The 24,133-nt window shown below is 64.1% G+C and carries 20 protein-coding genes and 1 pseudogene; 11 read left to right on the top strand and 10 right to left on the bottom strand.

The features are described 5' to 3' along the window. Positions 1 to 140: 140 nt before the first annotated feature. The 4 genes from BXY53_RS08180 to BXY53_RS08195 all read left to right on the top strand — a co-directional run bounded on the left by BXY53_RS08180 (position 141) and on the right by BXY53_RS08195 (position 5,164). Positions 141 to 548, top strand: coding sequence for a hypothetical protein (locus tag BXY53_RS08180; RefSeq protein WP_119061341.1), 408 nt, complete (start codon positions 141 to 143; stop codon positions 546 to 548). 27 nt (positions 549 to 575) lie between these two features. Further along, positions 576 to 1,400 carry a hypothetical protein gene (locus tag BXY53_RS08185; RefSeq protein WP_119061342.1) on the top strand — a complete coding sequence of 275 codons (825 nt, stop codon included), beginning with the start codon at positions 576 to 578 and terminating at the stop codon, positions 1,398 to 1,400. A 260-nt stretch (positions 1,401 to 1,660) separates the two neighbouring features. After that, a complete protein-coding gene (locus tag BXY53_RS08190; RefSeq protein WP_119061343.1) occupies positions 1,661 to 3,808 on the top strand; it encodes a dynamin family protein in 2,148 nt (715 codons plus the stop codon). A 15-nt stretch (positions 3,809 to 3,823) separates the two neighbouring features. Next, positions 3,824 to 5,164, top strand: coding sequence for a P-loop NTPase family protein (locus tag BXY53_RS08195; RefSeq protein WP_119061344.1), 1,341 nt, complete (start codon positions 3,824 to 3,826; stop codon positions 5,162 to 5,164). 2 nt (positions 5,165 to 5,166) lie between these two features. Here BXY53_RS08195 and BXY53_RS08200 read toward each other — a convergent pair whose 3' ends face one another. Both BXY53_RS08200 and BXY53_RS08205 read right to left on the bottom strand, forming a co-directional pair. Continuing rightward, on the bottom strand, positions 5,167 to 5,901 hold the full coding sequence (locus BXY53_RS08200) for a fused DSP-PTPase phosphatase/NAD kinase-like protein (protein WP_245410390.1): 735 nt from the start codon (positions 5,899 to 5,901) through the stop codon (positions 5,167 to 5,169). Positions 5,902 to 5,992: 91 nt separating this feature from the next. Further along, on the bottom strand, positions 5,993 to 6,262 hold the full coding sequence (locus BXY53_RS08205) for an usg protein (RefSeq protein WP_119061346.1): 270 nt from the start codon (positions 6,260 to 6,262) through the stop codon (positions 5,993 to 5,995). Positions 6,263 to 6,635: 373 nt separating this feature from the next. Here BXY53_RS08205 and hemH point away from each other — a divergent pair, with 373 nt between their 5' ends. From hemH to BXY53_RS08220, 3 genes and pseudogenes are all read left to right on the top strand, one after another. Continuing rightward, positions 6,636 to 7,742: a ferrochelatase gene (hemH, locus tag BXY53_RS08210; protein ID WP_119061347.1), complete on the top strand. Its 1,107-nt coding sequence runs from the start codon at positions 6,636 to 6,638 to the stop codon at positions 7,740 to 7,742. Positions 7,743 to 7,827: 85 nt separating this feature from the next. Continuing rightward, positions 7,828 to 8,769 (top strand): annotated as a pseudogene (locus BXY53_RS08215) (SPFH domain-containing protein); the annotation flags it as partial. A 384-nt stretch (positions 8,770 to 9,153) separates the two neighbouring features. Beyond that, positions 9,154 to 9,651: an NfeD family protein gene (locus BXY53_RS08220; protein ID WP_119061349.1), complete on the top strand. Its 498-nt coding sequence runs from the start codon at positions 9,154 to 9,156 to the stop codon at positions 9,649 to 9,651. A gap of 99 nt (positions 9,652 to 9,750) precedes the next feature. Here BXY53_RS08220 and BXY53_RS08225 read toward each other — a convergent pair whose 3' ends face one another. From BXY53_RS08225 to BXY53_RS08245, 5 genes are all read right to left on the bottom strand, one after another. Then, a complete protein-coding gene (locus BXY53_RS08225; RefSeq protein WP_119061350.1) occupies positions 9,751 to 10,755 on the bottom strand; it encodes a KpsF/GutQ family sugar-phosphate isomerase in 1,005 nt (334 codons plus the stop codon). A gap of 40 nt (positions 10,756 to 10,795) precedes the next feature. Then, positions 10,796 to 11,698 (bottom strand): UTP--glucose-1-phosphate uridylyltransferase GalU, encoded by a 903-nt coding sequence (gene galU / locus BXY53_RS08230; protein ID WP_119061351.1) that lies wholly within the window; start codon positions 11,696 to 11,698, stop codon positions 10,796 to 10,798. A gap of 117 nt (positions 11,699 to 11,815) precedes the next feature. After that, the gene (locus BXY53_RS08235) at positions 11,816 to 12,913 is read right to left on the bottom strand and encodes an extracellular catalytic domain type 2 short-chain-length polyhydroxyalkanoate depolymerase (protein WP_119061352.1); all 1,098 of its coding nucleotides are present in this window, start codon (positions 12,911 to 12,913) and stop codon (positions 11,816 to 11,818) included. Positions 12,914 to 13,024: 111 nt separating this feature from the next. After that, on the bottom strand, positions 13,025 to 14,260 hold the full coding sequence (locus tag BXY53_RS08240) for a PQQ-binding-like beta-propeller repeat protein (RefSeq protein ID WP_170144377.1): 1,236 nt from the start codon (positions 14,258 to 14,260) through the stop codon (positions 13,025 to 13,027). A 272-nt stretch (positions 14,261 to 14,532) separates the two neighbouring features. Beyond that, the gene (locus BXY53_RS08245; protein WP_170144378.1) at positions 14,533 to 16,218 is read right to left on the bottom strand and encodes a tetratricopeptide repeat protein; all 1,686 of its coding nucleotides are present in this window, start codon (positions 16,216 to 16,218) and stop codon (positions 14,533 to 14,535) included. 226 nt (positions 16,219 to 16,444) lie between these two features. Here BXY53_RS08245 and BXY53_RS08250 point away from each other — a divergent pair, with 226 nt between their 5' ends. The 4 genes from BXY53_RS08250 (at position 16,445) to BXY53_RS08265 (ending at position 20,502) form a co-directional block, all read left to right on the top strand. Then, complete coding sequence (locus BXY53_RS08250) at positions 16,445 to 18,253, top strand: glycoside hydrolase family 3 protein (RefSeq protein ID WP_147361531.1); 1,809 nt, start codon at positions 16,445 to 16,447, stop codon at positions 18,251 to 18,253. Positions 18,254 to 18,479: 226 nt separating this feature from the next. Continuing rightward, on the top strand, positions 18,480 to 19,013 hold the full coding sequence (locus BXY53_RS08255) for a sigma-70 family RNA polymerase sigma factor (RefSeq protein ID WP_119061835.1): 534 nt from the start codon (positions 18,480 to 18,482) through the stop codon (positions 19,011 to 19,013). Further along, a complete protein-coding gene (locus tag BXY53_RS08260; RefSeq protein ID WP_119061356.1) occupies positions 19,010 to 19,684 on the top strand; it encodes a ChrR family anti-sigma-E factor in 675 nt (224 codons plus the stop codon). Before BXY53_RS08255 ends, BXY53_RS08260 begins: the two co-directional genes overlap by 4 nt. 29 nt (positions 19,685 to 19,713) lie before the next feature. Continuing rightward, a complete protein-coding gene (locus BXY53_RS08265; RefSeq protein WP_210209172.1) occupies positions 19,714 to 20,502 on the top strand; it encodes an SDR family NAD(P)-dependent oxidoreductase in 789 nt (262 codons plus the stop codon). Here BXY53_RS08265 and BXY53_RS08270 read toward each other — a convergent pair. From BXY53_RS08270 to BXY53_RS08280, 3 genes are read right to left on the bottom strand one after another with little or no spacing between them, the layout of a single operon-like run. Next, on the bottom strand, positions 20,499 to 21,719 hold the full coding sequence (locus BXY53_RS08270; RefSeq protein WP_119061358.1) for an SAM-dependent methyltransferase: 1,221 nt from the start codon (positions 21,717 to 21,719) through the stop codon (positions 20,499 to 20,501). The genes BXY53_RS08265 and BXY53_RS08270 overlap by 4 nt on opposite strands. Then, the gene (locus BXY53_RS08275; RefSeq protein ID WP_210209173.1) at positions 21,700 to 22,527 is read right to left on the bottom strand and encodes a DUF1365 domain-containing protein; all 828 of its coding nucleotides are present in this window, start codon (positions 22,525 to 22,527) and stop codon (positions 21,700 to 21,702) included. The genes BXY53_RS08270 and BXY53_RS08275 overlap by 20 nt, the downstream gene beginning before the upstream one ends. Next, complete coding sequence (locus BXY53_RS08280) at positions 22,524 to 23,855, bottom strand: NAD(P)/FAD-dependent oxidoreductase (protein WP_119061360.1); 1,332 nt, start codon at positions 23,853 to 23,855, stop codon at positions 22,524 to 22,526. Before BXY53_RS08280 ends, BXY53_RS08275 begins: the two co-directional genes overlap by 4 nt. Positions 23,856 to 24,133: the final 278 nt, after the last annotated feature.

Here is a 24,133-nt window from a genome sequence, read left to right on the forward strand (position 1 = left end):
GATTGTGATGTTCCGGCTGAGCCAGTAGAAAGCGGTAATTGTTTATGTACCGCAAGGGCCGCAGCTTGCAAGAGGGCGCAGGCGGGCGTTGCGAACAATGTTGCAATCCCCAAACGGAAGCAGAGAACGGACCGCGCTTTATGACCCATCCTGTCCTCGCCGAGACGCTAGCCGAAAGCTGCCGGCAGATCCCCGACACCAAGGCCGCAGTTTGCGCGGACCTGCGTTCAGGCGACATTCTCGCAAGCCAAACCAGCGAAGAATCCGCCGGAGATGCGGCGGATCTCGCAGGCGCGGCGGCACGCGTGTTCGCAGACGCGCGACAGGATGCGCTCAACCGTCTGTGGCGGGATGCAGCGACCAGTGCGGAGGGCGGTGATGAGGTCGTCCTGCTGGAACCGCATCGGTGCTACGTGTTCCTGCGCCCTATAACGCGACCGCACTACGCGGTTGTGTTTCTGACAGGTCGCGCCGGGGATGTCGGTTTGACCATCGCGCGGGCACGCGCAGTCAAGGCCAGCTTCGAAGAGGCGTTGCGCCGGCTCTGACGCGGCTTTCACGGGAGAATGGCAGGCATGAGCGCGACCGGCGGAATTGCAGCGCAGGCTGATACGGAAAAGACCCTGCCCGATGCGCGCCCGTCCGAGCGCCTTCTGTCGCTGCTGATGCTGGTGCAGCGCACGGTCCTGCCGCGCCATGTCGAGCTGAAGACCGACGACACCGCCGTCGGTCTCGATCTGGCCAGCCAACGTCTCCAACTCGGTGTCCGCGCCGGCAACCATTTCTTTATCGACGACACGCTGGCGACTGCCGCACCGGCCGCTCACAAACTGCTTCGCCGCCGCGCCCGAGGGGTGATCCGCCATGACGAGACCTTGCGGGATCATCAGGCTGCCCTTTGCGCCTGTGCGGCCCGCGCGCTCCTGCGGTTCTGCGCCGAGGGCGAGCCGCGCTATCGCATCAATGCCGCCCCGCTGGAGGAGGCCTGGGCTGCGGCCTCTTTCTCCGTGATGGATCTCTATGAAGCCGCTCGCGAGCAGGCCATGCAGGCAGGGCGCGGGCCGGTTCGTGCCTTCTTCGACACCGTCCGGGCGAAGATGGACGAGGCTTGGCTGCTCTCCCAGGACGGCTGGATCGTCGAGGCGCCCGCAGATGCGCGTGGTCTGGCGCAATACGCCGAGGTGACCAAGACAGCGCGCCTGCTTGCCGCCTGGCGCGATGCGGCATCCGATGCCGGCACGCCCCAACTCGCCTACGCGACGAGGCCCCCGCACGACTGGATCTGGAGCATTGCCAGCGACGCGAATCACATCGCTCTACTGCGCTGTTCGCCCTTGAAATGGGCGGCGACGCTCAGCGCGTGGAGCGACTATGCGGGCGCGTCCGACGTCGAAAGCTGATCCGTCTGACGATGTGATTGCCGTTTCTGATGGCGGTGAAGCCGCGATCGGCGCGCGAAGATCGATATGTTGTGGCGCTCGGCCGCGTTCACCCAATGCGCCCAAGCCCGCCCTTGCGCAATCTTTGCCGACAAGGCACTTTGCAACCCGAACAAGAACGAAGCCCATTCAACTTCGCGCCTTGACGTTGTAACTACGCCGCGTGAGTTGACGCGCAGAAATGCGCTCCGGGCCCTCAAGGCTTTCCGGCAAAGCAAGCAATGACAGCGGACACGACACCAACAGACCCGACAAGCGAATCCGGCACACACCATAGCGAAATCGGCCCTGGCAGCGTGCTCCAGCGCATGGTTGACGAGCTGCAGGACTGTGCCAGCGCGCTGGGCGCCGATCTCGAAGGGCCGCTGGCGGCGATGGCGCAGTCACTCGTGGGCGAACTGCGCGAACAGGTCTGCCGCGTCGCTGTCATTGGCCAGGTCAAGGCAGGCAAGAGCAGCTTCATCAACGCGCTCGCCGGGCGACCAACCATGCTTCCGACCGACGTCAACCCGTGGACGGCGGTCGTGACCAAAATCCATTTCGGCGAGCCCGGCGCGCAGGAAGGCGCCTATTTCGAATTCTTCACCGAGGAAGAATGGCGCCACATGATCGGCGGCGGCCGGATGCGCGAGATGGCGACCAGCCTCGCCCCGAACCTCGACAGCGAGGAGATTCATAAACAACTCTCGCAGTTCGAGCAGCGCGCCAAGCGCCGGCTCGGCGACAGCTTCCCGCAGATGCTTGGCAAGCATCACCTGTTTTCCTCGGTCACGCCGGGTGTGCTGGAACGTTACGTCACCGCTGGTGAGGATCGCCCGGTGACCGACAGCGCGATCGACGAAAGCAACGCGCATTTCGCGGATATCACCAAGAGCGCCGACCTCTATTTTCAGGACAACCCGTTTGGCTTTCCAACGGTCGTCATCGATACGCCCGGCACGAACGATCCGTTCCTGGTGCGCGACGAGATCACGCTGCAGAACCTGGAAACGGCGGATGTCTACATCGTCGTGGTGACGGCGCAGCAGCCGCTGTCCAATACCGACCTGAACCTGTTGCGGCTGCTCCAGGGGGTGGACGCGGGCCGCGCGTTGATCTTCCTCAACCGCCTCGACATGCTGGAGAACGCGGCCGAGAACTACCAGACCGTTCTTGAGCGAGTGCGCACAATTCTGCGCAAGGAATTCTCGACCGACGACATTCCTGTCATCCCCGGCAGCGCGGCCTGGGGGCTGCGTTCGGTCACGCCTACGGGCGCCCATCGCGACGGCACGCTGGACGACGCGTTTATGGACTACGCGGCATCGCGCGGCTTTGCCGAGCGCGAGACGCTGCGCCAGGTCGCCGAGACAGAACAGGCTGCGGAGAGCGAGCTAGCAAAACTCCTCACCGACGTCTCCGGCCTCAGCGAAATCAACGCTGAACTCGCCCGCCTCATGGCCCGATCGCGCGCCGCGCAGAGGATCGCTAGCGTCGCCGGGATCGTTTCGGCGCTCACCCACAACTACGCGCTGCTCAGCCGCCATGAAGCCGAGCGTATCGAGGCGCGCGCCAAACAGGACGAGGCACAGCGCCGCGAGGACCGAAAGCAGCGGAAGGCCGCCTTCGAGACCGCCGCAAAGGAACTCGCCGAGCGCTTCAGGACCTTCGAGCGAGACTATGCCGCGCTGGCCGCAGAAGGCACACGCAAGATCTCGGACCGCCTGAACGCGGCCGTGACCCGGCTCGCCGACGCGGAGCAGTCCGCGTTGGAGGACAAGCTGCGCGCCGGCGAGAAGCTCGACGCGCCGAGGCTTGATACCATCGGCATCCGCCACAAGCTGGCGCGCGAGTTCATCGCCGCTTTCGACGAGGTGGCCTCAGCCATGCAGGCCTTCGAGCGCGACAACCTCAAAGAGATCGACGAGATGTTTTCCGGCTCGGCGCCCGGTCTTGACGGCGCGATGACCGCCGGCCCGCTGCCCGCACCTGCGGCACGGCCGTCGCTCTCACCGCTTGCTCAGGCGATTGCGGTCGACCTGGATGAGCCGCGGCGTTTCGTCTGGCAGAGCCAGAGTGACGATCCGCGCCAGGCCGTCAAAGCGCTCCGCACCGGACTGGAGCGTGATTTCCTCACCGTCGCCCGGGAGTTGAGCGAACTGGCCAAGAAGGCCCTAAGCAGCCATGCCGCCAGCGTCACCCGGCGCTATCGCACCATCGTGCACGAGACCCTGGAGATCGTGGCGAAGCTGGTTCAAGGCGGGGCCAGCGCGGATGAGGCCAATGCCGCGCTCGAAGAAGCGCAGGCGCGCGCCGAGCGCATGGCTGCGCTGGCGGAGCGCGCGGCGGCGCTTGATGAGCGCTGCCGAGAGGCGCTGAGGAGCTCATAGGCAGGGACGCCCGCAATGCAGGATATGGCCCAGGACCAAGAGGCCATGATGGACGACCTGGCCCAGCGGCTGCGCGAGACGCGCGCTGTCTTCGAGCAGGCATCTCAGATACCGCGCGTCGCCTCCGCGATCCGAGGTCTGCAGCGTATCGAGACCAGCCTGGGCCGCCCGCCCCGTGTCGGCATCTTTGGCGAATTCAACTCCGGGAAAACCTCGCTGACCAACATCCTGATCGGCCGCAAGGCGCTGCCCACGAGCGTGGTCACCAGCGACCGCGGCTCCACGCTGCTGCGCTACGCGGACCAGCCGGAGCTGTATGCCATCGGCGCGGAAGGGGGCAGACACCGGCTCACCACCGCGGCCTTTCAAAAGCTCATCGCGCGCCCGGCCCTGACTGAGATCGGCGTGCCCTTCCCCAGGCTCCGGAACTACGAGATCATCGACACCGTCGGCGTGTCGGACCCATCGCTGGGCGGACTGCCGCCGAAACGGGCGGCCAATTCCTACGTGCATGGCGCGGTGTGGTGCACGGTCGCCAGCCAGGCATGGAAACGCAGCGAAGTCAGCCAGTGGCGCACCATCCCCGAGAGCGTGCGCAAGCGCAGCCTTCTGGTCGTCACCCATCTGGATGCCGTGCCCAACCCGCAGGACCGTGAGAAGATCGCCGAACGCATCCGCTCCGAGGCGGCCAACCTGTTCCACGGTTTCGTGATGATCTCGCTGACCCAGGCTCTGCGCGCCCTGTCACCCGAAGGCGAGATCGTCGACGAAACGGCGTGGTACAACAGCGGCGCGGCCGAGCTGGAGCACTGGTTTTCCGAGATCGTGGCGATGGCCCGGGTCGACAAGCGCCGCCGTGCAGTCGCGGCCGCCCGGGCCATTGCCCAGCGTCTCCTGTCAGCCCCGCTGCGCACCCCGCACGAAATCGCAGTGTCTCACCTGCAAGCCGCCTGGAGCAACCGGGTGCGCCGGCGGGTCCGGGATGCCGCCGGCGGCCGCGATATCGGCCAGCTCACCGTCGAACAGCATATCGAAACACTGGTGAGTGCGGCACGCGGGTTCGCGGCTTACGGGCTGGAGCCCTGGCTGCAGAAGCGCGTCAGGACGGGCACAATGCGCGACATCCTCGCACTGTTGCCGCGGGAGCCGGCACAGGTCCGCGGCGTTGTCGCCGGGATGGAACCGGCGCAGGCGCATCGCGCCCTGGCGTTGATCGTTGATCAGGTTGCGGCGGAACTGCGCGAGGCGCTCATGGAGATCACACCGGCCAAGGGCGACCGCCCCGCCGAACTACCTCGGCAAGTTGCGGAGGCTGCCAGCGCCGTCTCCGCTTGGGGCAACGAGCAGGCCGGCTGAGCCTACTCGCGTTTCAACAGCCGGTTGACCAGGAAATTCGTGAAACCTTGCGGCTTGAAGCTCCTGGCAACCTCTTTCGGCCGGTAACGCTCATCCACCCACTGGAGAAAGTCCATCGGCGCATCCGCGGTCTGTTCGCGGTAGGTGTCCAGGAAATGATCCAGCACGCCGGTATCCGCCTGTCTGAAATGGCCGTAGCGCAGGCTGAGCTGGCGCGCGGCTTCCTCGACCGGCCGGCCCTCGCGCAGCAAGAGATACAGCGCGGACATCATGCCCGCCCGGTCCGCGCCCGACTTGCAGTGAAACAGCACAGGATACTGGATGCGCTCGAACAGGGCGCGCGCCTCGTGGATCGTCGTGGGGGACGGCACGCCGCGAGAGCGCATCTTGAAATCGATCAACTCGACGCCGTATTTCGCGCAGGCTTGCTGCTCCAGCCGATAGCTCCCGCAATCCCGCGGACCGCGCAGATTGACAACCGTGCGCAGCCCCCGCTTGGCAAGCTTGCGGATGTCGCGCGGGCTCGGCTGCGCCGAACGCCAAACACCGGGCGCGACCTCGTGCAGGTTGAGATAGGCGAAGCGGAAAATGCCGTGGTCGACGGCCACAAGGTCGAAATGCTCAAGGAAACGCGCTAGCCGCGGCCGGTCACTGGCCGTATCCGTGCCGGTGAAGCGATTGCGGTAGCGCCGATAGCTGCTGGCGAGCAAACGCCTCTGCCGCTTAGCGAAATTCATTGCCATGTTGCGTTCTGCGCCTCGCGCACGCGTTCCTCGCCTGCGGTCCGAGGCGCCACAGCCCTCTCCTTTTGATTCTGCCACGCTCAACTTAGTGGAGGACGAGCCGGCCGTCGAGATAGCGCAACTCCGTCGGTGACACCAGGCTCTTGTGGGTCACCGTGATGCGATGGAGCGGACCGTCGAGATGCGTGCGCCAATAGTCCAGAAACTCTTGGAGTTTCGGAAATTCCGGCGCGTAGTCATAATCCTGCCAGACGAACGATTGGATGAGTTTCGGGAAGTCGGGAAGCCGGTAAAGGATTTCGGCGGTGGTCAGGCTGTATCCATGAAGCTGTTGCAAGAGGTCGCTCGTGGCCATTGTTCCCTCAACATCCGCAGCATGTCTTTAGGGCTCGGAGAAGTACCCGGCACCCGATCGGGACGGCGGCACTTGACCCGATAACCATGCACAAATTATACCGGAGCCATCGCGCAATGGAAGGAAAAATGTTTCATATCAATATGTTAGCAGCCGCCTCACGCATGTGCTGCTAACCCGTCGGCGCCAAGCGCGACGATTTGTCCATTGTGGGTGCATTGTTCACCTTGAGACATCACATCCACATCCAAATCCAGCGAAATGGCGTATCAGCGGAACCCCTTAGCCCTGAACACCGACAGCGCTGGACTTCGACGCCGGCTCATGCCAGACCTCCCCCTTTTGAAGGTCTCCGGAAAGGACGAGAGACATCATGCTGAAAGCCAATATTTCGCATCTCCCGAAGGACCACCCGAAAGTTGAGTTCGGCCGCATCGGCGTGCTGCTCATGAATCTCGGGACACCGGACGGAACCGACTATTGGTCGATGCGCCGTTACTTGAAAGAGTTTCTCTCCGACCGACGCGTGATTGAGGTGAACCCGGTTATCTGGTGGGTCATTCTCAACGCGTTCGTCCTGACCAAGCGGCCGTTCGCGTCTGGTGAAGCGTATCGCTCCATCTGGAACGAAGAGTTGGACGAGTCGCCGCTGCGTACGATCACCCGCTCGCAGGCCGAGAAGATCGCGGAGAAGCTGTCGGACGCCCCGCAGATTGTCGTCGATTGGGGGATGCGCTACGGCAACCCATCGATCAAGTCGCGGCTGATGAACCTGCAGCAACAGGGTTGCGATCGTATCCTGCTGTTTCCGCTTTATCCGCAGTATTCCGCCGCGACGACCGGGACTGCTTGCGACAAGGCCTTCGACGCGCTCAAGCAGATGCGCTGGCAGCCGAGCGTGCGCGTTGTGCCGCCCTATTACGATGAGCCGCGCTATATCGAAGCGCTGGCCCGCTCCATGAAGGACAGCCTCGCCAAGCTTGACTGGGAGCCGGAAGTCGTTATCGCTTCGTTCCACGGCCTGCCGCTGGAGTATTTCCAGAAGGGGGACCCGTATCACTGTCACTGCGCCAAGACGACCCGCCTTCTGCGTGAGGCGCTGGGCTGGGACGAGCACAAGCTGCGGCTGACGTTCCAGTCGCGCTTCGGCAATGCCGAGTGGCTGCAGCCCTACACTGACAACACCATCGAGGAACTGGCCCAGGAAGGCGTCAAGCGCCTCGCCGTGGTGACACCCGGCTTCTCCGCCGACTGCGTCGAGACGCTGGAGGAGATCGCCATGCAGGGCCGCGAGACCTTCGAGGAAGCCGGTGGCGAGAAATATGCCCTGCTCCCGTGCCTGAACGACACGCCGGACAGCATCGACATGCTGGAGGCCGTCATCCGGCGCGAGCTGGCAGGCTGGGTCGACCTCGACGTTTCGCAGACTGCAGAACAACCGGCCGAGCGGACGCTGGCTGCTTCCGGCACGCACGGTTGAGGCCCGACCGACAGGCGTTTTCACGTTTCCAGATCGGGAATTTTCGCCTAAAAGTGTAACAGTCCATTCGGACTGGAGACACGGCATGGGCCCCTTTGAAATCTTCGCGATTGCCGTGGCGATCGTGCTGGTCATCACGGTCGCCGCGTCTGTCGTCATCGTCCCGCAGGGCAGCAACTTCACCGTCGAGCGGCTGGGGCGCTACGTGCGCACCCTGAAGCCGGGGCTGCGCGTGGTGGTCCCCTTCGTCGAGAAGATCGGCCACCGCGTGGTGATGATGGAGCAAGTGCTGGACATTCCCACGCAGGACGTCATCACCCGCGACAACGTCGAAGTCCAGGTCGACGCAGTCGCCTTCATGCAGGTGCTTGACGCCGCGCAGTCGGCTTACGCGGTCGCAGACTTGCGCCAGGCGATGATTACGCTGGTCCTGACCAATACGCGCACGGTCATGGGCTCCATGGAGCTGGACGAGCTTCTGTCCAACCGCGACGCCATCAATTCGCGCCTGCTGCGCATCATGGACGAAGCCACGCACCCCTGGGGCGTGAAGATCTCGCGTATCGAGATCAAGGACATCAATCCGCCAGCCGACATCACCGAGGCGATGGCCCGCCAGATGAAGGCCGAACGCGACAAGCGCGCGGAAATCCTTGAGGCGGAAGGCGACAAGTCCGCGCGCGTCTTGCAGGCGGAAGGCTTGAAGCAATCGCTGATCCTTGAAGCGGAGGGCCGCAAGGAAGCCGCTTTCCGGGATGCGGAAGCGCGCGAGCGCGAGGCCGAAGCCGATGCGCGGGCAACCGAGATGGTCTCGCGCGCGATTGCCGAGGGCAATGTCCAGTCGATCAACTACTTCGTCGCGAACCGCTATGTCGAGGCACTCAAGAACCTCGCCAGCGCCGAGAATTCCAAGGTGCTCATGATGCCCGTGGAGGCGGCCAGCGTGATCGGGGCAATCGGCGGCATTACCGAACTCACGCGCGAGGCCTTCGGCTCTCCCGGCGGACAACCCCCGCCCGCGGCGCCGGACGGCGCGGATCGTGGCACGCAGCACTCGGCCCTGACGACCGACGGCCAAAACGGCAAGGGGAACGGACAGCCCTCACCGGCACAGAGCGAGCTCGCCCAGTGGGACGGCCAAGCAGATCAGGCGAACGGGCCGGCACCGGCATCTGAGAGCCATGCCGCGCCTATCGAGCAGCACGAAGCGCAGCAGCGCGAGACCGCGACAGCGTCCGAGATGTCTAACCGCGCCCAAAGCAACGGTCGCGCCGATGACGGCTCAGGCTCCGGCACGAGCTGATCGGGGCTTCGCGTGAACCGCCGAACCGGCTAAACTGCGGCGCGTACCGGCGGCAAGCCGGCATGCGCAGGCGGTATCGAGCGCCATCAACCACCGGAGGGATATCCAATGGAAGGCTTTTTCGGCGAGGTGCGCGAACTCGGCGGATGGGCCTGGCTGATCTTCGGCGTGCTCCTGCTGGGGCTTGAGCTGCTGCTGCCGGGTTTCTTCCTGATCTGGTTCGGCGTCGCTGCGGCGATCGTCGGCGTGACGGTACTGGCCTTCGACATTGCTTGGGCGTGGCAACTGCTCTTGTTCGGCGGCCTGTCTGTGCTGGTACTGCTCGGTGCCGGGCGCTTCTGGGGACGCGACAGTAGTGATGCCAGCCGCTTTACCGACCGCGCCAGCCAGCTCATCGGCCAGCAATACCGCCTGCACCACCCGATCGAGAACGGCCGCGGCGTGCTGCTGGTCGGGGATTCGCAATGGTCGGTGCGCGGGCCGGATTGTCCGCGCGGCGTGACCGTGCGCGTCGTAGGCGCGCAGGGCACCTATTTGCTCGTCGAGCCGGTAACCGACTCTTCCAACGAGGGCCTGCCGAAGGCGAGTTCTTTCGGCGACGTCTAGAGCACTTTCAGCAAAAGTGGGCACCGGTTTTGCGTCAGAAAGTGCGATAAAACAATAATTTAGAGCCTGTTCAGCGATCCGGTTTTTATTGAACAGGCTCTAGGCCACGCCCAACCTCAGCAGGTCGTGGATGTGAACAATCCCGACCGGGCGACCATCCTCCACGACAAAAAGCGCGGTGATCTTCGAGGTGTTGAGCATATTGAGCGCTGCGCTCGCCAGCTCGTCCGGGCCGATGGTCTTCGGCCCGCGGGTCATGACGTCGCTGACCGTTGCCTCCAGCAGGCCGTCACCCATCTTCCGGCGCAGGTCGCCGTCGGTGAGGATGCCGATCAGCTTGCCGTCAGTCTCAACGACCCCTAGACAGCCGAAGGACTTCTCGGTCATCAGCACCAGCGCCTCGCTCATCGGCGTGTCCGGCGTGGTCAGCGGCAGCCGCGCGCCGGTATGCATGAAGTCGCCGACATGCTTGAGGTTCGCGCCAAGCTGGCCGCCCGGGTGAAACACCTTGAAGTCGTGCGCGGTGAAGCCCTTGCCTTCAAGAAGCGCGATCGCCAGCGCATCGCCGATGGCGAGTTGCATAAGCGAGGAGGTCGTGGGGGCCAGGCCATGCGGACAGGCCTCTGTCGCCTGCGGCAGGATCAGGGCGTGATGGGCGGCCTTGGCCAGCGAGCTTTCCCCGCGCGAGGTGATGGCAATGATCGGCACCGCGAAGCGGCGGGCATAGGTGATGAGATTGGTCAGCTCGACCGTCTCGCCCGACCAGGACAGCGCGATCACGGCGTCCTCCGGGGTGATCATGCCGAGATCACCGTGGCTCGCCTCGCCCGGGTGCACGAAAAACGCGGGCGTGCCCGTCGAAGACAGCGTCGCCGCGATCTTCTGGCCGACATGGCCGCTCTTGCCCATGCCGCTGACAATGGCCCGGCCGGAAAGCGACTGCAGCAGCGCAACCGCCGCAGCGAAGCTCGCACCCAGCGCCCCGCCCATCGCCTGTTTCAGCGCCGTAACGCCACCGAGTTCAAAATCCAGCGTCCGCAGCGCCGAACTCACCGCCGCATCTGTCTGAAAGTCGGCGCCGTCAGCGACCGTCGCCTGTGCCATGGTTGATCCCTCCTGAGAATGTCGCCGGTTCCGCGCGCCCCTAGTCCAGCGTTTTCGCTATCCGCTTGATCTCCGCGCGCATCCGCTCCGCCAGGTCCGGGTGGTCCAGCGCATAGGCAATGTTCGCCTCGAGAAAGCCGAGCTTCGAGCCGCAATCAAAACTTTGGCCTTTATGCTCGTAGGCGTAGACCTTCTGCGTCTCCAGCAGCTTGAGCATGGCGTCGGTGATCTGGATTTCCCCGCCCGCGCCGGGGTCGAGCTTGCCGAGAATATCGAAGATCTCCGGCTGGAGAATGTACCTCCCGAGGATCGTCAGGTTCGACGGCGCCTCCTCGACCTTCGGCTTTTCGACCATGCCGGTGACTGGCCAGATCGGTCCCTCGCCGTCTTCGAGGCTGACAACGCCGTATTTGTAGACCTCGGACGGGTCGACGCGCTCCACGGCGATGAGATTGACCTTTTCGCCGGTTTCAGCGGTTAGCCGATTGTATTCGCGCATCATTGCCGGCAGGCACCCTTCGCCCGGCGATTTCACCAGCACATCGGGCAAAAGGAGCGCAAACGGTTGATTGCCAATGAGATCGCGCGCGCACCAGACCGCATGGCCCAGGCCCAGCGGCTCCTGCTGGCGCGTGAAGCTCGCCTGGCCAGGTGGCGGGCGCAGGCTGTCGAGCAGCGCCAGCTCCTCCTTCTTGTTGCGGTGCTTCAGAACGCTTTCCAGCTCGTACTGGATGTCGAAGTGATCCTCGATCACGTGCTTGTTGCGTCCTGTCACGAATACGCTGTGGTCGATGCCGGCGGCCCGCGCCTCGTCGACGACGTGCTGGATCAGCGGCCGGTCGACGACGGGTAGCATCTCCTTTGGCACAGCTTTCGTGGCGGGCAAAAAGCGGGTGCCGAGACCGGCGACGGGAAACACGGCCTTTCGAATTGAAGAGGTCATGCAATCTCTCTGGGTTTATCGCGCAGCCGGATCATCCAGCTGGTCAACTTTCGCGGCAAACGTGGCAAGCCGGTGACAGCCCACATGAGCGCACAAGTTGTTTTTGGGTACCACGGATCACGGCTGCTGCGCCAGCCGTCCCACCATGGACCGTACAGCTGCGATCTGTGGGGCCGACCGCTCCCGGTAATTCAAACCCGTATAGCCCCACCAGTCCCAGCACGCCTTCGGGTTGACGGTGCTGCGCCTGGTCTGGGGAAACAGAACGATCAGCTGGTTCGCATCTGCCCAGCGCGCGAAGCCGGAGCCGCGGATGAAAGCATCGCCGATGCGCGCGCGGTTCTGCTCGCAACCGTGAAAAGCGACATGCACGGCGCAGCCCGCACCGTCGCGGCAGCTCGGCGGGACATAGACGACGCCCTCGCGGGCCATGCTGTGCTGGTCACCGCCTTCGATGTAGCGCGTCTGGTCGAAGACACGGAAAACGCCCGCCGGCGGGCCGCCAGGCTCCATCGCGTCAGCGTAAAGATGCCGGATGATCGCGCCGGCCTGGTCATAATCGCAGTCATTCAGGAACGGCGGACCGGAAACACCGCACTCGGAGCCGTCATCCAGCGTGATGAAGGCGTGCGCGCCGCGGTCAAAGCGGACGAAGCGGAGGTTGGCGCCGGACACGCCCATCTCGCGGTAATATTCGGCTGCTTTGGCCACCACGGAGCGCGCGACCGTCTGGTCATCCCGGGCATGAAACAGATAGACGCGGTCCGAGGAGAGCCCGTCCACCGGCGCGATCTTGTCATCGCCGGCCAGCTCACGGGTGCGCTCGACCAGCGTCTCGATGTCGGGCTTGCCCATCATGGCCAGGCTGTCGTCCATGCAGGCGTTGAGGGCCAGATTCAGGTTGTGTGGGATCGCCGTTGTCCAGATCGGCCAGAGCCGCGAAAACTCGCTCTCGGCGCAGCCGTACGGCCCGCCGGCTACCAGCCCGGCTCCGACGACGATATCGGAATGTGCCACCTGAAACTGTCCGGCCATGTAGGCGCCGGAAGACAGACCGGATACGGTCGTACGCTCAATATCCGCGCCAAGCGCGGGTAGCGGCTGAGCGGTGCCTTCTTGCCCGGAGCCCCAGACAAACCACAGGACAACAGCGGCAATGACGGCGAGCAGGCCAACTACTGCCGTCCAGAAGACGGTGCGCTTCTTGGCCGCCATAGGGTGTGCTCCGATCCGTATCCCCCTCACCGCGGCCGCGGTGATTCCGCGGTGATAGCAGTCACGGTTCGAAGCACCAAGCCTTTGCGGCGCAAATGCGACGGGTGTGGATCAGCGCCCGTTCAGCCGCCCTTCACCGTCCAGCCTGATGACCCAGACGTCCTGATAGCCCGCGCCACGCCCGGTCGTGTAGCCCGTCACGAGGATGCCGCCGTCGCGCGTGGTGATTACTGCGGTGGGCCGCTCCCAGGCTCGCCCGCCAATGATACGTGACCAGACGATCTCGCCGTCCGGCGTGAAGCGCACAAGCCGTGCGTCGCTCTCGCCCAGCCCGCCATATTGCGCGGCCGAGACGACGACGAGCCCGCCATCCGGCGTCACCGCGGCGCCCCAGGCTTCGTTGCTGCCGGCATTCTGGCTGAGCTGCTTCCACAGCGTCTTGCCATCCTCCGCCAGCCGGATCACCCAGGACTTGCTGTCGCGCGGGGTGCGCACCTGCGAGATACCCGCGACGAAAAAACCGCCCTCGGGTGCCGCACTGATGGCTGTGCCGGCAGAAAAGATACCGCGCGCGAAATGACGCTGCCATATGATCTCGCCGCGCGGGTCGAGGCGGATGACCCAGTTGTCGAAGTTGCTGAGGCCGGGTCGCTGCGAATACCCCGCCACGGCGAAACCGCCGTCGGCAGACTGGGTAATGCTTACCGCGCCGTCCTCGCCCGAAGTGCCGTGCGAGCGATCCCAGAGCTTGTCGCCATTTCCGTCGAGCGCGATCACCCAGACATCGTCGTCTTCCTCGCCGCCCTTGCTGCCCGCGACGACGAAGCCGCCTTCGGCAAGCGGCGCGATTGCGCGAGCACCGTCGTTTTGGGCACCACCATAGGTCTTCTGCCAGAGGAGTTCCCCGTTGGTGTCGAAGCGGGCAACAAGTGCGTCGGACCCGCCGCGCCCGATCGAATAGGTTTTTCCAGCAATGACCACATGGCCATCGTCGGTCGAGGTGATGCCGAACACCTTTTCAGTCATCGGGCCGCCCAGCACCTGCTGCCAGACGACCTTTCCGCGCGGGTCCAGCCGTAGGACCCAGGCGTCGCGGTCGAGCATGCCGTGCGAGCGCGTGTGGCCGGCCAATGCATAGCCGCCATCCGGCATTTCAACCACGGCGTGGGCCTCGTCGTCGAGGCGGCCGCCGATCACTTCCTCCCAGGTGCAGATGGCCCCGGTTGCCTCACAGTCGCCGGTGAGTTCGGGAAGAAAATCGCCTTGAAGATCCGGCAACGTCTGCGGCGCAGCGGCGGTCGCTGGGCCCGGGACCACGACTATGGCGAGCGCCAGCGCGCCGATCACCCTCGCGGCTCGATGAAGCGAAGAGGGACGCCATGGACGCGAAAACAAGACAAACATCGGATCGGCAGCCTCCACGAATGAATAAACGGTCGTCAAATTGTCATATTGAAACAATCAGGCGTCAAATCACCTGTTTGATAATGGCTATGATCAGATGTGAAGGTGATTGACCGGAGGTTTCCAAGTCGCCGGAATGGGGCGATTTTCCGCAATCGCAAGGATCACCGGAAAAGTTGCGCGCGTGTTCCAGCGACTGGCGTACAGGGAGCGGCTTACCGGAATAGCCAGTCAAAAAGCGTGCGCGGCTCCCGCTGGCGGCGGTAGCGACGGCGGTCATAGCGCCGATCACCGCGCCACTCCTCATATGTCCAGCTGTCGTCTTCAAGCCGGCGCTCCGGCTCGCGCCGCACGACCTTTGGCTCCTCGCGAAGCTGATGCGCACTGGGGACGCCATCCGGGTCCGTGACGGTGACGCCGTAACGGCCCCATTCCCACTGCGCCTTTTCGCCGGCGACCCGATACGGCTCGATTGCCACAACACGCTCCTTGCGCAGATTGATGATGGCGACGTTTTCGTGCCCCAGGTCTCCCTCCCCGGCGCGCCCCGGCTCACTGCCCGCGTGATAGCGGAGCAGGCCGAAGCCGCGCAGGGTTTTGGTCAGTTCCGTCCATTCGACCAGTCGTGGCTGTGCCTCGCCGTACATTTCCAGCGGGACGGCAACATCGGGATAATCGTCATTGACCGCGTAATAGCCTGCACTCTTCCCTTTCACGATGCTCCAGCCGTTGAGCGGCTCACCCACCGTCAGGTCGGGCATGGCGGCTTCGGCCTTCTCTTCGCCCTCCTGGTCCTCTTGGCCCAGACGCCTCAGCGCCGTGCGCGCATCGCCCAGGAGCGGGTCACGTTTGAGCGCGGCCCGGTAATCAGCCGTGGCCGCCTCGATATCACCCGCTTCCTCAGCCAGTTGCGCCCGAACCAGATAAGCTTCGGCCATGTCGGGCTCGAGGTCGAGCGCCTGGCTTATATTGGTGCTGACCTGCACCGGTTGGCCAAGCCGGAGATAGGCGCGTGCCCGACACAGATAGGCGGGGGCGTGGTCCGGCGCGAAGGTCACGGCCATGTCGCAGTCGTTCAATGCCTCCTGCACACGACCGCGCTCGAGCTGCGCCAGGCCGCGCCCGGCATAGGCCTCACCATTTTCCGGTGCGATCTCGAGCGCGGCGGAAAAATCCTGCACGGCCGCTTGCGGCTTGCCGTCAAAACGGCGCACCTGTCCGCGCAGTATCAGCAGCTGTGCATCGCCATCGGCGGTCGCGGCGGCCTGCTCCAGATCGTTGAGCGCATCATCATAGTGGCGCACCTTGATCAGCGCGGCGGCGCGATTGCGATAGGCGGCGGGATAATTGCGGTTCAGCAGGATCGCCCGGTTCAGATAGCGCAGGCTCGCAAAGGGTCGCGCATCGACCGCCGCAATTTTGCCTCGCCCGTTGAGCGGGGCGGCGCTTGAGGGGAGCAGCTTAACAGCCTTGCGTAGGTCGGCCTCCGCCTTTTCGAGCTGGCCGAGCGCCAGATAGGCATTGCCCCGGTTGTTGAAGGCCGCGCCGTAGGCCGGCGCCAGCGAAATCGCCCGGGAAAAATCCTCGATCGCAGCATCGACGCGGCCCATCGCCATCAGCACATTGCCGCGGTTGTTGTAGACTGGAGCGTAGTCCGGGTTGAGTTCGATGGATTTCTCGAAATCTGCCAGCGCCTTCTCGTAGCGTCGCTCGCGCCAGTGGGCCACGCCGCGGTCATTATAGATGCTGGCGCGCCGCGCTTCAGGCAGGTTTTCATCCTCAAGCGCCTTGCCGTAAGCTTCAATCGCCTTGCCGTTATTGCCGCGCATGAGCGCATTGACGCCCTCCTGTGCGTAGAGAAGCGCCTTTTCCACCGAGGCCTGCGCCGGCGCGGCCCCCATCAGGGCCGCCAACAAGATAATGCGCGCTGCGAGGATCATCGCCATCCAAGGTTTTGGCGGACCGTGCCCGCGTTTCGTCGAAACCTTGCCCTTATACCACGCCCGTGGTCAACAAAGGGTCATAGTTCGCTCGCATTCCCCTTTTTTTGCCGGGGAATAGCGGAAAACTGTGTCATCGTGGCGCCGCCGGAAAGGGACGGCGCAGCGGTCTGTGAAGGAGCCGCCCGTGAAATCTGCGACCTATTCGAGCGCGGCGCGTGCGACCACGTTCGCCGCTGCCGTCAGTGCGGCAATCGTTCTCTTCGCACCGGGGCTGGCCGCCCAGTCCCCCGGCGAAAGCGGGCTGACGGGTGATCCACTGGTGGACAGCATCCTGCAGGCACCCGGTCCTGATTTCCTGGACCCGCGCGGCCGCCGCGACGATTCGCGTCTCTGGGATGACGAACCGCGGCGCGAACGCGCACGGGAACGCTGGGACGATGCGCCGCCCGAGACTGCGCGTGAAGGCCGGGATGAGCCTCGGACGTCGGCCGAAGAGTGGAACCGCAATGTGGACGACTGGGACGATCGCGCGCCGGAGCGCCCCTCGACCCGGGAAGCTCGCCGCGAACCGCCACCGCCACCTGCCCAGCGGGGAGATGGGCCACTCGACATCATCATCCTCGACTCCGACCCGAGCGAGCCCAGGATCACGGACGTGCCCGAAGCGACCGACTCGCCCAGGGCGGAGGTCACTGAGCCTTCTGACGCATCTTCCGGTCCCGAGGAAACCCGTGCTGCGGTGGAAGAGCCTTATCGCGAGCAGGCGCCGGGTTCTTATCGCGAGGAAGAGGCACCAGCCGAGGCCGGCAATACGGGACCGGATCAAGTTGCCGCCGTGACACGGCCCACCGGCAATCCTGTGCCGGCACCCCCGACCCGCGCCCCGGAGCGCCCCAGATCAAACCCGCAACTGGAGCGCATGATCGGGCAGATGATCATGGTCGGTTTTCCCGGGAAGACGCCGTCCGATCCCGGCGTTAGGCGCGTGCTCCAGCAAATGGAAACCGGGAAGGCCGGCGGCGTCATCCTGATGAGCCGCAACATTGACACGCCGCGCCAGGTGAAACAGCTCACGCGCGCCCTCACCCGGGCAGGCGAAAGTCAGCCGACTCCCTTCATCGCGGTCGACCAGGAGGGCGGCTACGTTCAACGGCTCTCGCGGGTCAAGGGTTTCAAGACGCATCCCTCGGCCGAGCGCCTTGGCGCACGCAACAACCCGCAAGCCGCCTATTCCGCCTATCGCAATCTGGCGCTTGAACTGCGCGACTACGGCTTCAACCTCAATCTTGGCCCCGTCGTGGATCTCAATCTCAATCCGGCCAATCCGGTCATCGGTCGACTCAAGCGCAGCTACGGCAAGGACCCCGATCACGTTACCGCGTACGCCAAGGCGTTCGTCTATGCCCATAACGAAACCGGTCTGCTGACCGCGGCGAAGCACTTCCCCGGCCATGGCAGCAGCGATACCGACAGTCACGACGTGCTCGTGGACATTTCGCAAAGCTGGCAGGAGCGCGAACTGCGCCCCTACCGAAACCTGATCGAGGCGGAAGCGATCGACATGATCATGGTGGGGCATCTGTACCACCCCGCCTTTTCCGACAGCCCCGATGTTCCCGCGTCGCTCTCGCCGAAAGCCATTGAGCGCGTGCTTCGCGACAGCCTGAATTTCGACGGCGTCGTCATCACCGACGATCTCGATATGCGCGGCGTTCGGCAAAACACGAATTTCGAAGAGCGTATCGTCGGTGCCGTGGCAGCGGGCAACGACATCCTGCTGATCACCAATCAGAACGGCTATCAGCCGGATCTGCCCGAACGGGTCGCCGAGGTCATCCGCGCCGCGATTGCGGACGGCAGGCTGAGCGAACAGCGCATCCGCACGTCTTATGAGCGCATCATGACGCTGAAAGACGAACTCGCCCGGCTTCAGCGCACCGCCACCAACGCCGGCGAGGACCGAGGGCTGGCTGAGCATATCTCCGGCGGCTAGGAACCCGAGGCCCGATCAAGCGTTGTAATCACACCACGACGGCGGCTGAGCCCCCGAGCCAAACCGCGCGATTTGGCGCAGCCGCGTCGCTTTGCCCCATCTCGCATGATCCAACCGACCCTCGGCCTACGTAGGCTAGGCAAACATTGGGAAGGTGGATATGCTGGCCAATTCATCAAACGGGGCGTTAACGCCGGATCACGCGCGCCGAGCAGACCGGATGCACATGACCGATCTCATCCAGAAGGTGGCGCGAAACCGCGACTCCGAGGCTTTTCACGAACTCTTCGTCACTTTCGCACCGCGCATCAAGGCCATGCTGATGCGTCAGGGCGCCGATCCTGAAACGGCTGAAGAGATCGTCCAGGAAACGATGCTCTCCGTCTGGCGCAAGGCTCACCTTTTCGCGGAGAGCAAGGGCAGCTTTTCCACCTGGGTATTCACGATCGCGCGCAATCTGCGCATCGACAAGCTGCGCCGCAACGCCGTCTGGCAGGACCTCGGTGGCGAGGCCGAGGAGCGCCCCAGCGAGGACGACAGCCCCTACGACGAGGTGCAGCGCCAGCAGCAGCGCGAGCGGGTTCTGGAGGCGCTTGAGACGCTGACACCGGATCAGCACGAAGTGGTTCGGCTGGCTTATATTGAGGGATTGACCCATACAGAGATCGCGGAGCGGCTTGGAGTCCCGCTCGGAACCGTAAAGTCAAGAATGCGCCTGGCCTACGGTAAAATCCGCGAGCGTCTGGGAGACCTGAAATGACAATAACACATCACCTCGACGAAGCGACGCTCATGGGCCTTTCGGCCGGCGCCCTGCCCGAGGCGCTCGCCAGCGTGGCGGCCTGCCACCTCGATGTCTGCCCATCCTGCCGCAAGCAGCTTGGCGAACTGGACATGCTGGGCGGCGCATTGCTGGAGCATATCGACCCGCAGCCGCTCAGTGACGGCTTGAGCGAGCGCATGGCGTCGTATTTCCGCGACGACAACGTTCGCAGCTTTCCGCTGCATCGCACCCGCGGCCGGCATAACAACGGCAAGACACGCGGCGAGGTTCCCAAACCGCTACAGAGGTTCATCGGCACCTCGCTGGATGACCTGCAGTGGCAGTGGCTGGCGCCGGGCATTCGCCAGTACGCGATCAAGCTGCCCGATGAAAGCCGTGGCAGTCTGCGACTGTTGCGCATCAAGGCGGGTATGCGCATTCCCGAGCATGGACATGGCGGCTCGGAGCTGACGCTGATCCTCCGCGGCGCTTATCACGATCGCTTCGGACGGTTCGGCCCCGGCGACGTCGCGGACCTTGACGAGGATGCCGAACATGAACCCCGCGTCGACAAGGACGGCGAGTGCATCTGCCTCGTGGCCACTGAGGAAGCGGCGCGGTTCAAGGGACTGCTCTCGCGCGTGCTGCAGCCGTTGACCGGCATCTAGGCGCGCGGCGTCCGTCCGGGAGTTTGGGCTTGGCCTACCGTATTATCTGGATAACCGGCGCGAGCAGTGGCATAGGCAAGGCGCTCGCGGAACTTTATGCCGCGCGCGGTGCCACCGTCGCGGTCTCCGCGCGTTCGGCCGATGCGTTGCAAGCCCTTGCTGGTGCGAAAGCGAACATCTACGCCTATCCCCTCGACATCACCGACGCGGACGCCGTACCGGACACTGTCCGGCGGATCGAAGCCGAGCTGGGGCCCATCGACCTCGCCGTTCAGAGTGCGGCGATGTGGTCGCAAATGGGCGTCGATGAGTTCGACACAGCCAAGATCCGCAGGAGCATGGAAGTCAACTACGGCGGCACGATCAATGTCGTCGGCGCACTGATCGGCCCCATGATGCAGCGCCGCGCAGGTCGGATCGCCATCATCGCCTCTGTCGCCGGCTATATCGGCTTGCCGCAATCACTGGCGTATGGGCCGACCAAGGCCGCGCTCATCAGTTTCGCGGAGTCCCTCAAGCCTGATCTGGACCGCTACAATGTCGCTGTAACAGTCGTGAATCCCGGCTTCGTCGAAACGCCGATGACGGCCGCGAATGATTTCGAGATGCCTTTCATCCTCCAGCCGGATGACGCCGCGCGGCGCATCGCCCGCGGGCTGGACAGAGGCAAGTTCGAGATCGCCTTTCCCTGGCAGCTTGTCTCGAGCCTGAAAGCGCTGCGCAACCTGCCCTACAGCGCCTTCTTCGGCGTCACGCGGCGGATGATCGAAAAGCGTGAAGAACAGAAACGCGCCAGCCAAGAAGCATCGCAGGGCTAGGCCGGCCTGGTCAGCTTGTACAGGCCGACATTAATGGTGCCGCGCTCGAAGCCCACCGCGCAGTAGGTCAGGTAGTAGTCCCACAGCCGCCGAAAGCGCTCATCGAATCCGAGCGACCGGATCGCCGGCCAGCGGGCATGGAAGTTCTCGCGCCAGGTCCACAGCGTGCGGGCGTAGCTGTCTCCGAAGGTCTCGACGCCCTCCAGCGCCAGCCCGGCGCGTTCGGCCTCGCGGCGGATGGCCGAATGGCTCGGCAGCATCCCCCCGGGAAAGATGTAGCGCTGGATAAAATCCACTTGCCGGCGGTACGTTTCGAAGAAGTCCTCCGCGATCGTGATGCACTGAAGCACCGCATGCCCACCCCGGCGCAGCCGGTCATAGATCGTCTGGAAATAGCGCGGCCAGTGCTCTTCCCCGACAGCCTCAATCATCTCGATTGAGACGATGCCATCGTACTTTCCTGTGGTGTGGCGGTAGTCCTGGTGTTCGACTCGGCAGATGTTCGACAGGCCCGCCGCGTCGATCCGCTTCTGGGCATAGGCGAGTTGCGCATCCGAAATGGTGATGCCGTCTACCTGCGCGCCCTGCCGGCCGGCCCGCTCGGCGAATCCACCCCAGCCGCAGCCGATCTCCAGGATCCGCCCTTCGGCGCCTTCGCCCAGCGCTTCAAGCACCTTGTCGTATTTCGCCCGCTGCGCATCGGCCAGCGACTGACCCGGCGCGGTGAAATAGGCGCTCGAATAGGTCATCGTTTCGTCCAGCCACTGGGCGTAGAAATCGTTGCCCAGGTCGTAGTGGTCGACGATATTGCGCTTGGCGCCCTGCACGCTGTTCCGACGGCGCTGATGGAAGCGTTTGTCCTGGCGGCGCACCTTGAACCAGCCGCGACCGGCCTGTTTCAGATCCGGCTTATTGTCCAGGAAGAAGCGGAACACGTCGGCAAGGTTGGGCGTTTCGAAATCGCCGTCGATATAGCTCTCGCCAAAGCCCACCGTGCCGCGGCGCAGAGATTTCCAGAACACGCCGAAATTGCGCAGATGCAGCGTGGCGTGAACGCCGTCGGCTTGTCCGCGAAAGACGCGGCGGCTGCCACATGGCAGGATCAGCTCGGCGCTGCCCCGGCGCAGATTTTTAAGCGCGCGCTCGCAGCCTGCAAAGATCAGGCGTGCGCGCAGCGTGTCGGGTGGCGGTGGCGCGTTATGACGGTCGTGCGGCATTGTCCAACACCAACGGTTCGGCGCGCGAGGCGGTGGCGGGGACGAAATCCACCGAATAGCCCGGCGCGGCCGGACGGCGCACCAGCGGCACGCCCTTCCACCACAGCCGGAAGGCTTCAAGATGAATACCGCCAATGACTTTCAACGTCATCAACGGGTAGCGCAGTGCCAGCCTTGCGAGCGTCGCATCATTCAGCGGCTCATGCATTCCGGCAAAATGCGCACGCATCAGCGGGCCCTGCTCGTCACGCAGTGCGACGCCAATGCCGACGCGCTCATCGGGCGGCTGAATGTGAAAGCTGTAGGTGCCCCGCGCGGTGTTGAACGGGGAGACGTAAAAGCTCTTGGCGCATTTCTGGTAAAGGCTGCGGCCATCTGTCCGGTCGGCCGCGAGCAGATATGTCTTTCGCTCATGAAACGTGTTGCTGACCTCATAAGCGATCGCACCAAGTCGGCCTGCGCCATCAAGGCAAAAATAGACGCTGAGCGGATTGAAGACATAGCCCAGCATCCGCGGATAGCTCAACAGCAGGATGCGCGCGCGGCACTCTGACAGGCCCGCCTGGGTCAGCAGCGCGCGGATATGCGCGGCGAGGTCCTGGCCGTCGCCCGGGCCGTGGTCACGGTCGTGGAAGCTGAACAGGTTGAAGCGGTTGTGCGAGAACAGCCGGAAGCGCTGGCCAAGCTCAGCGATATGGTCGAGATCGACCAGGAGCGAGAAAACGCGATAGCGCAGCTTGTGATGCCTGGGCCGGAGCCGCTCATGCACCACTTCGCCGCGATAGATCGCCGCCGAGTCCATATTCATGCGACTTGTTCGTCCTCGCGGGGCAGACTGAGCCGATCCGACGGGTTATCGAGACGCCAAGGCCGCCGTACGTCGCCAAGCTGCTCGGCCACGGCCAAGCCGCTCTGCAACCCGTCCTCGTGGAACCCGTAGCCAAAATAACTGCCGCAGAACCAGGTGCGCCGCCGCCCTTGCAGCGACCAAAGTTCCGGCTGCGCCGCCATCGCGGCGCTGTTGAACATCGGGTGTTTGTACGCGATCGTCGCGATCCGGTTGGTTTCGGCGATCTCGTCGATCGGGTTCAGCGTCACGAAATAATCCCGCTTCGTCTGCAGCGGTTGCAAGCTGTTCATCCAGTAGCTCACGCACAAGCGTTGGGCGCCCTGCCCTTTCGCCGAAATATAGTTCCAGCTCGCCCAGAGTCGGCGGCGGCGCGGCATCATGGCGCGGTCGGTATGCAGAACGGCGGTATTATCAGCGTACTGGAATGCGCCGAGCAAGCGGCGTTCTTCCGCATCTGCGTCCGCGAGCATGGCCAGCGCATCATCGGCGTGCGCGGCGATGACGACATGATCGAACTGGTGGCGGCCGCCCTGCCCATCGTCGACCTGGACGCCCTCTTCGGTGCGTGTGACGCGACTGATCGGCGTGCCGAGCCGTAACTCGCCGCGGAAATCGGAAAGCACCTTGTCGACATAAATGCGGCTGCCGCCGTCCACCGTGCGCCATTCCGGCCGGTTAAAGGCCTGTAGTAGCCCGTGATTGGCGAAGAAGCGGATGAAAGCCGCCGCGGGGAAGTCCAGCACATGCTCTTCCGGGGTCGACCAGATCGCGCAGGCCATGGGCAGTATGTGATGATCGACAAAGCCGCGTCCGAAGCCGCGCTGAGTGAGGTAATCGCCCAGGGAAATGTTGCCGAGTGACTGGTCGGCCAGGTCCTGACGCGCCGTGCGGAAAAACCGGCTCACGTCGCGCAGCATACGCCAATGAGACGCCCGAAACAGGTTGCGCTTCGCGCCGAGCAGGCCGAAGGGCGCATTGCTCGAATATTCTACACGCGCATCGCTCAGCGACACGGCGAACGACATGCTCGTGCGCGCGCAGTCCACCCCGAGATGATCGAACCACGCCATCAGGTTCGGATAGCTCTGCGTGTTGTAGACGATGAAGCCGGTATCGACATTACGTGGACCTTCCGGCGCATCGACGGTGATCGTGTTGCAGTGACCGCCGGGGCGGCCTTCACGCTCGAACAACGTGACGCGGTGACGTTTGGCCAGCAGCCAGGCGGCGCTCAGGCCGGACACGCCGGTCCCGATCACACCGATCCGCAACGGGGGGTAACTCATTCACACTCGCGGGGAATATTTGGACTTTCGACGTCTACGCGCGATAGCCGGCAGCGGATCATTTGTCTATCGCGCACTGCGCCGCATCCGCCAAAAGGATGGGGCGTGTGATCACGCACCGCTCACGAAACTGTGATCTGGAAAACCTGTCTCTCGCTCACACCTCGGTGATCCCGCGCAAGAGAAACGGCGTAGACCTGCCATCATCGCACAGAACTGTTTAACACGATCGCGCCTTCATTAAACTTTGTTCATGCGGGGCGCAAGTCGATCCCGCT

This window comes from Dichotomicrobium thermohalophilum, from assembly GCF_003550175.1.
Lineage (GTDB): Bacteria > Pseudomonadota > Alphaproteobacteria > Rhizobiales > Rhodomicrobiaceae > Dichotomicrobium > Dichotomicrobium thermohalophilum.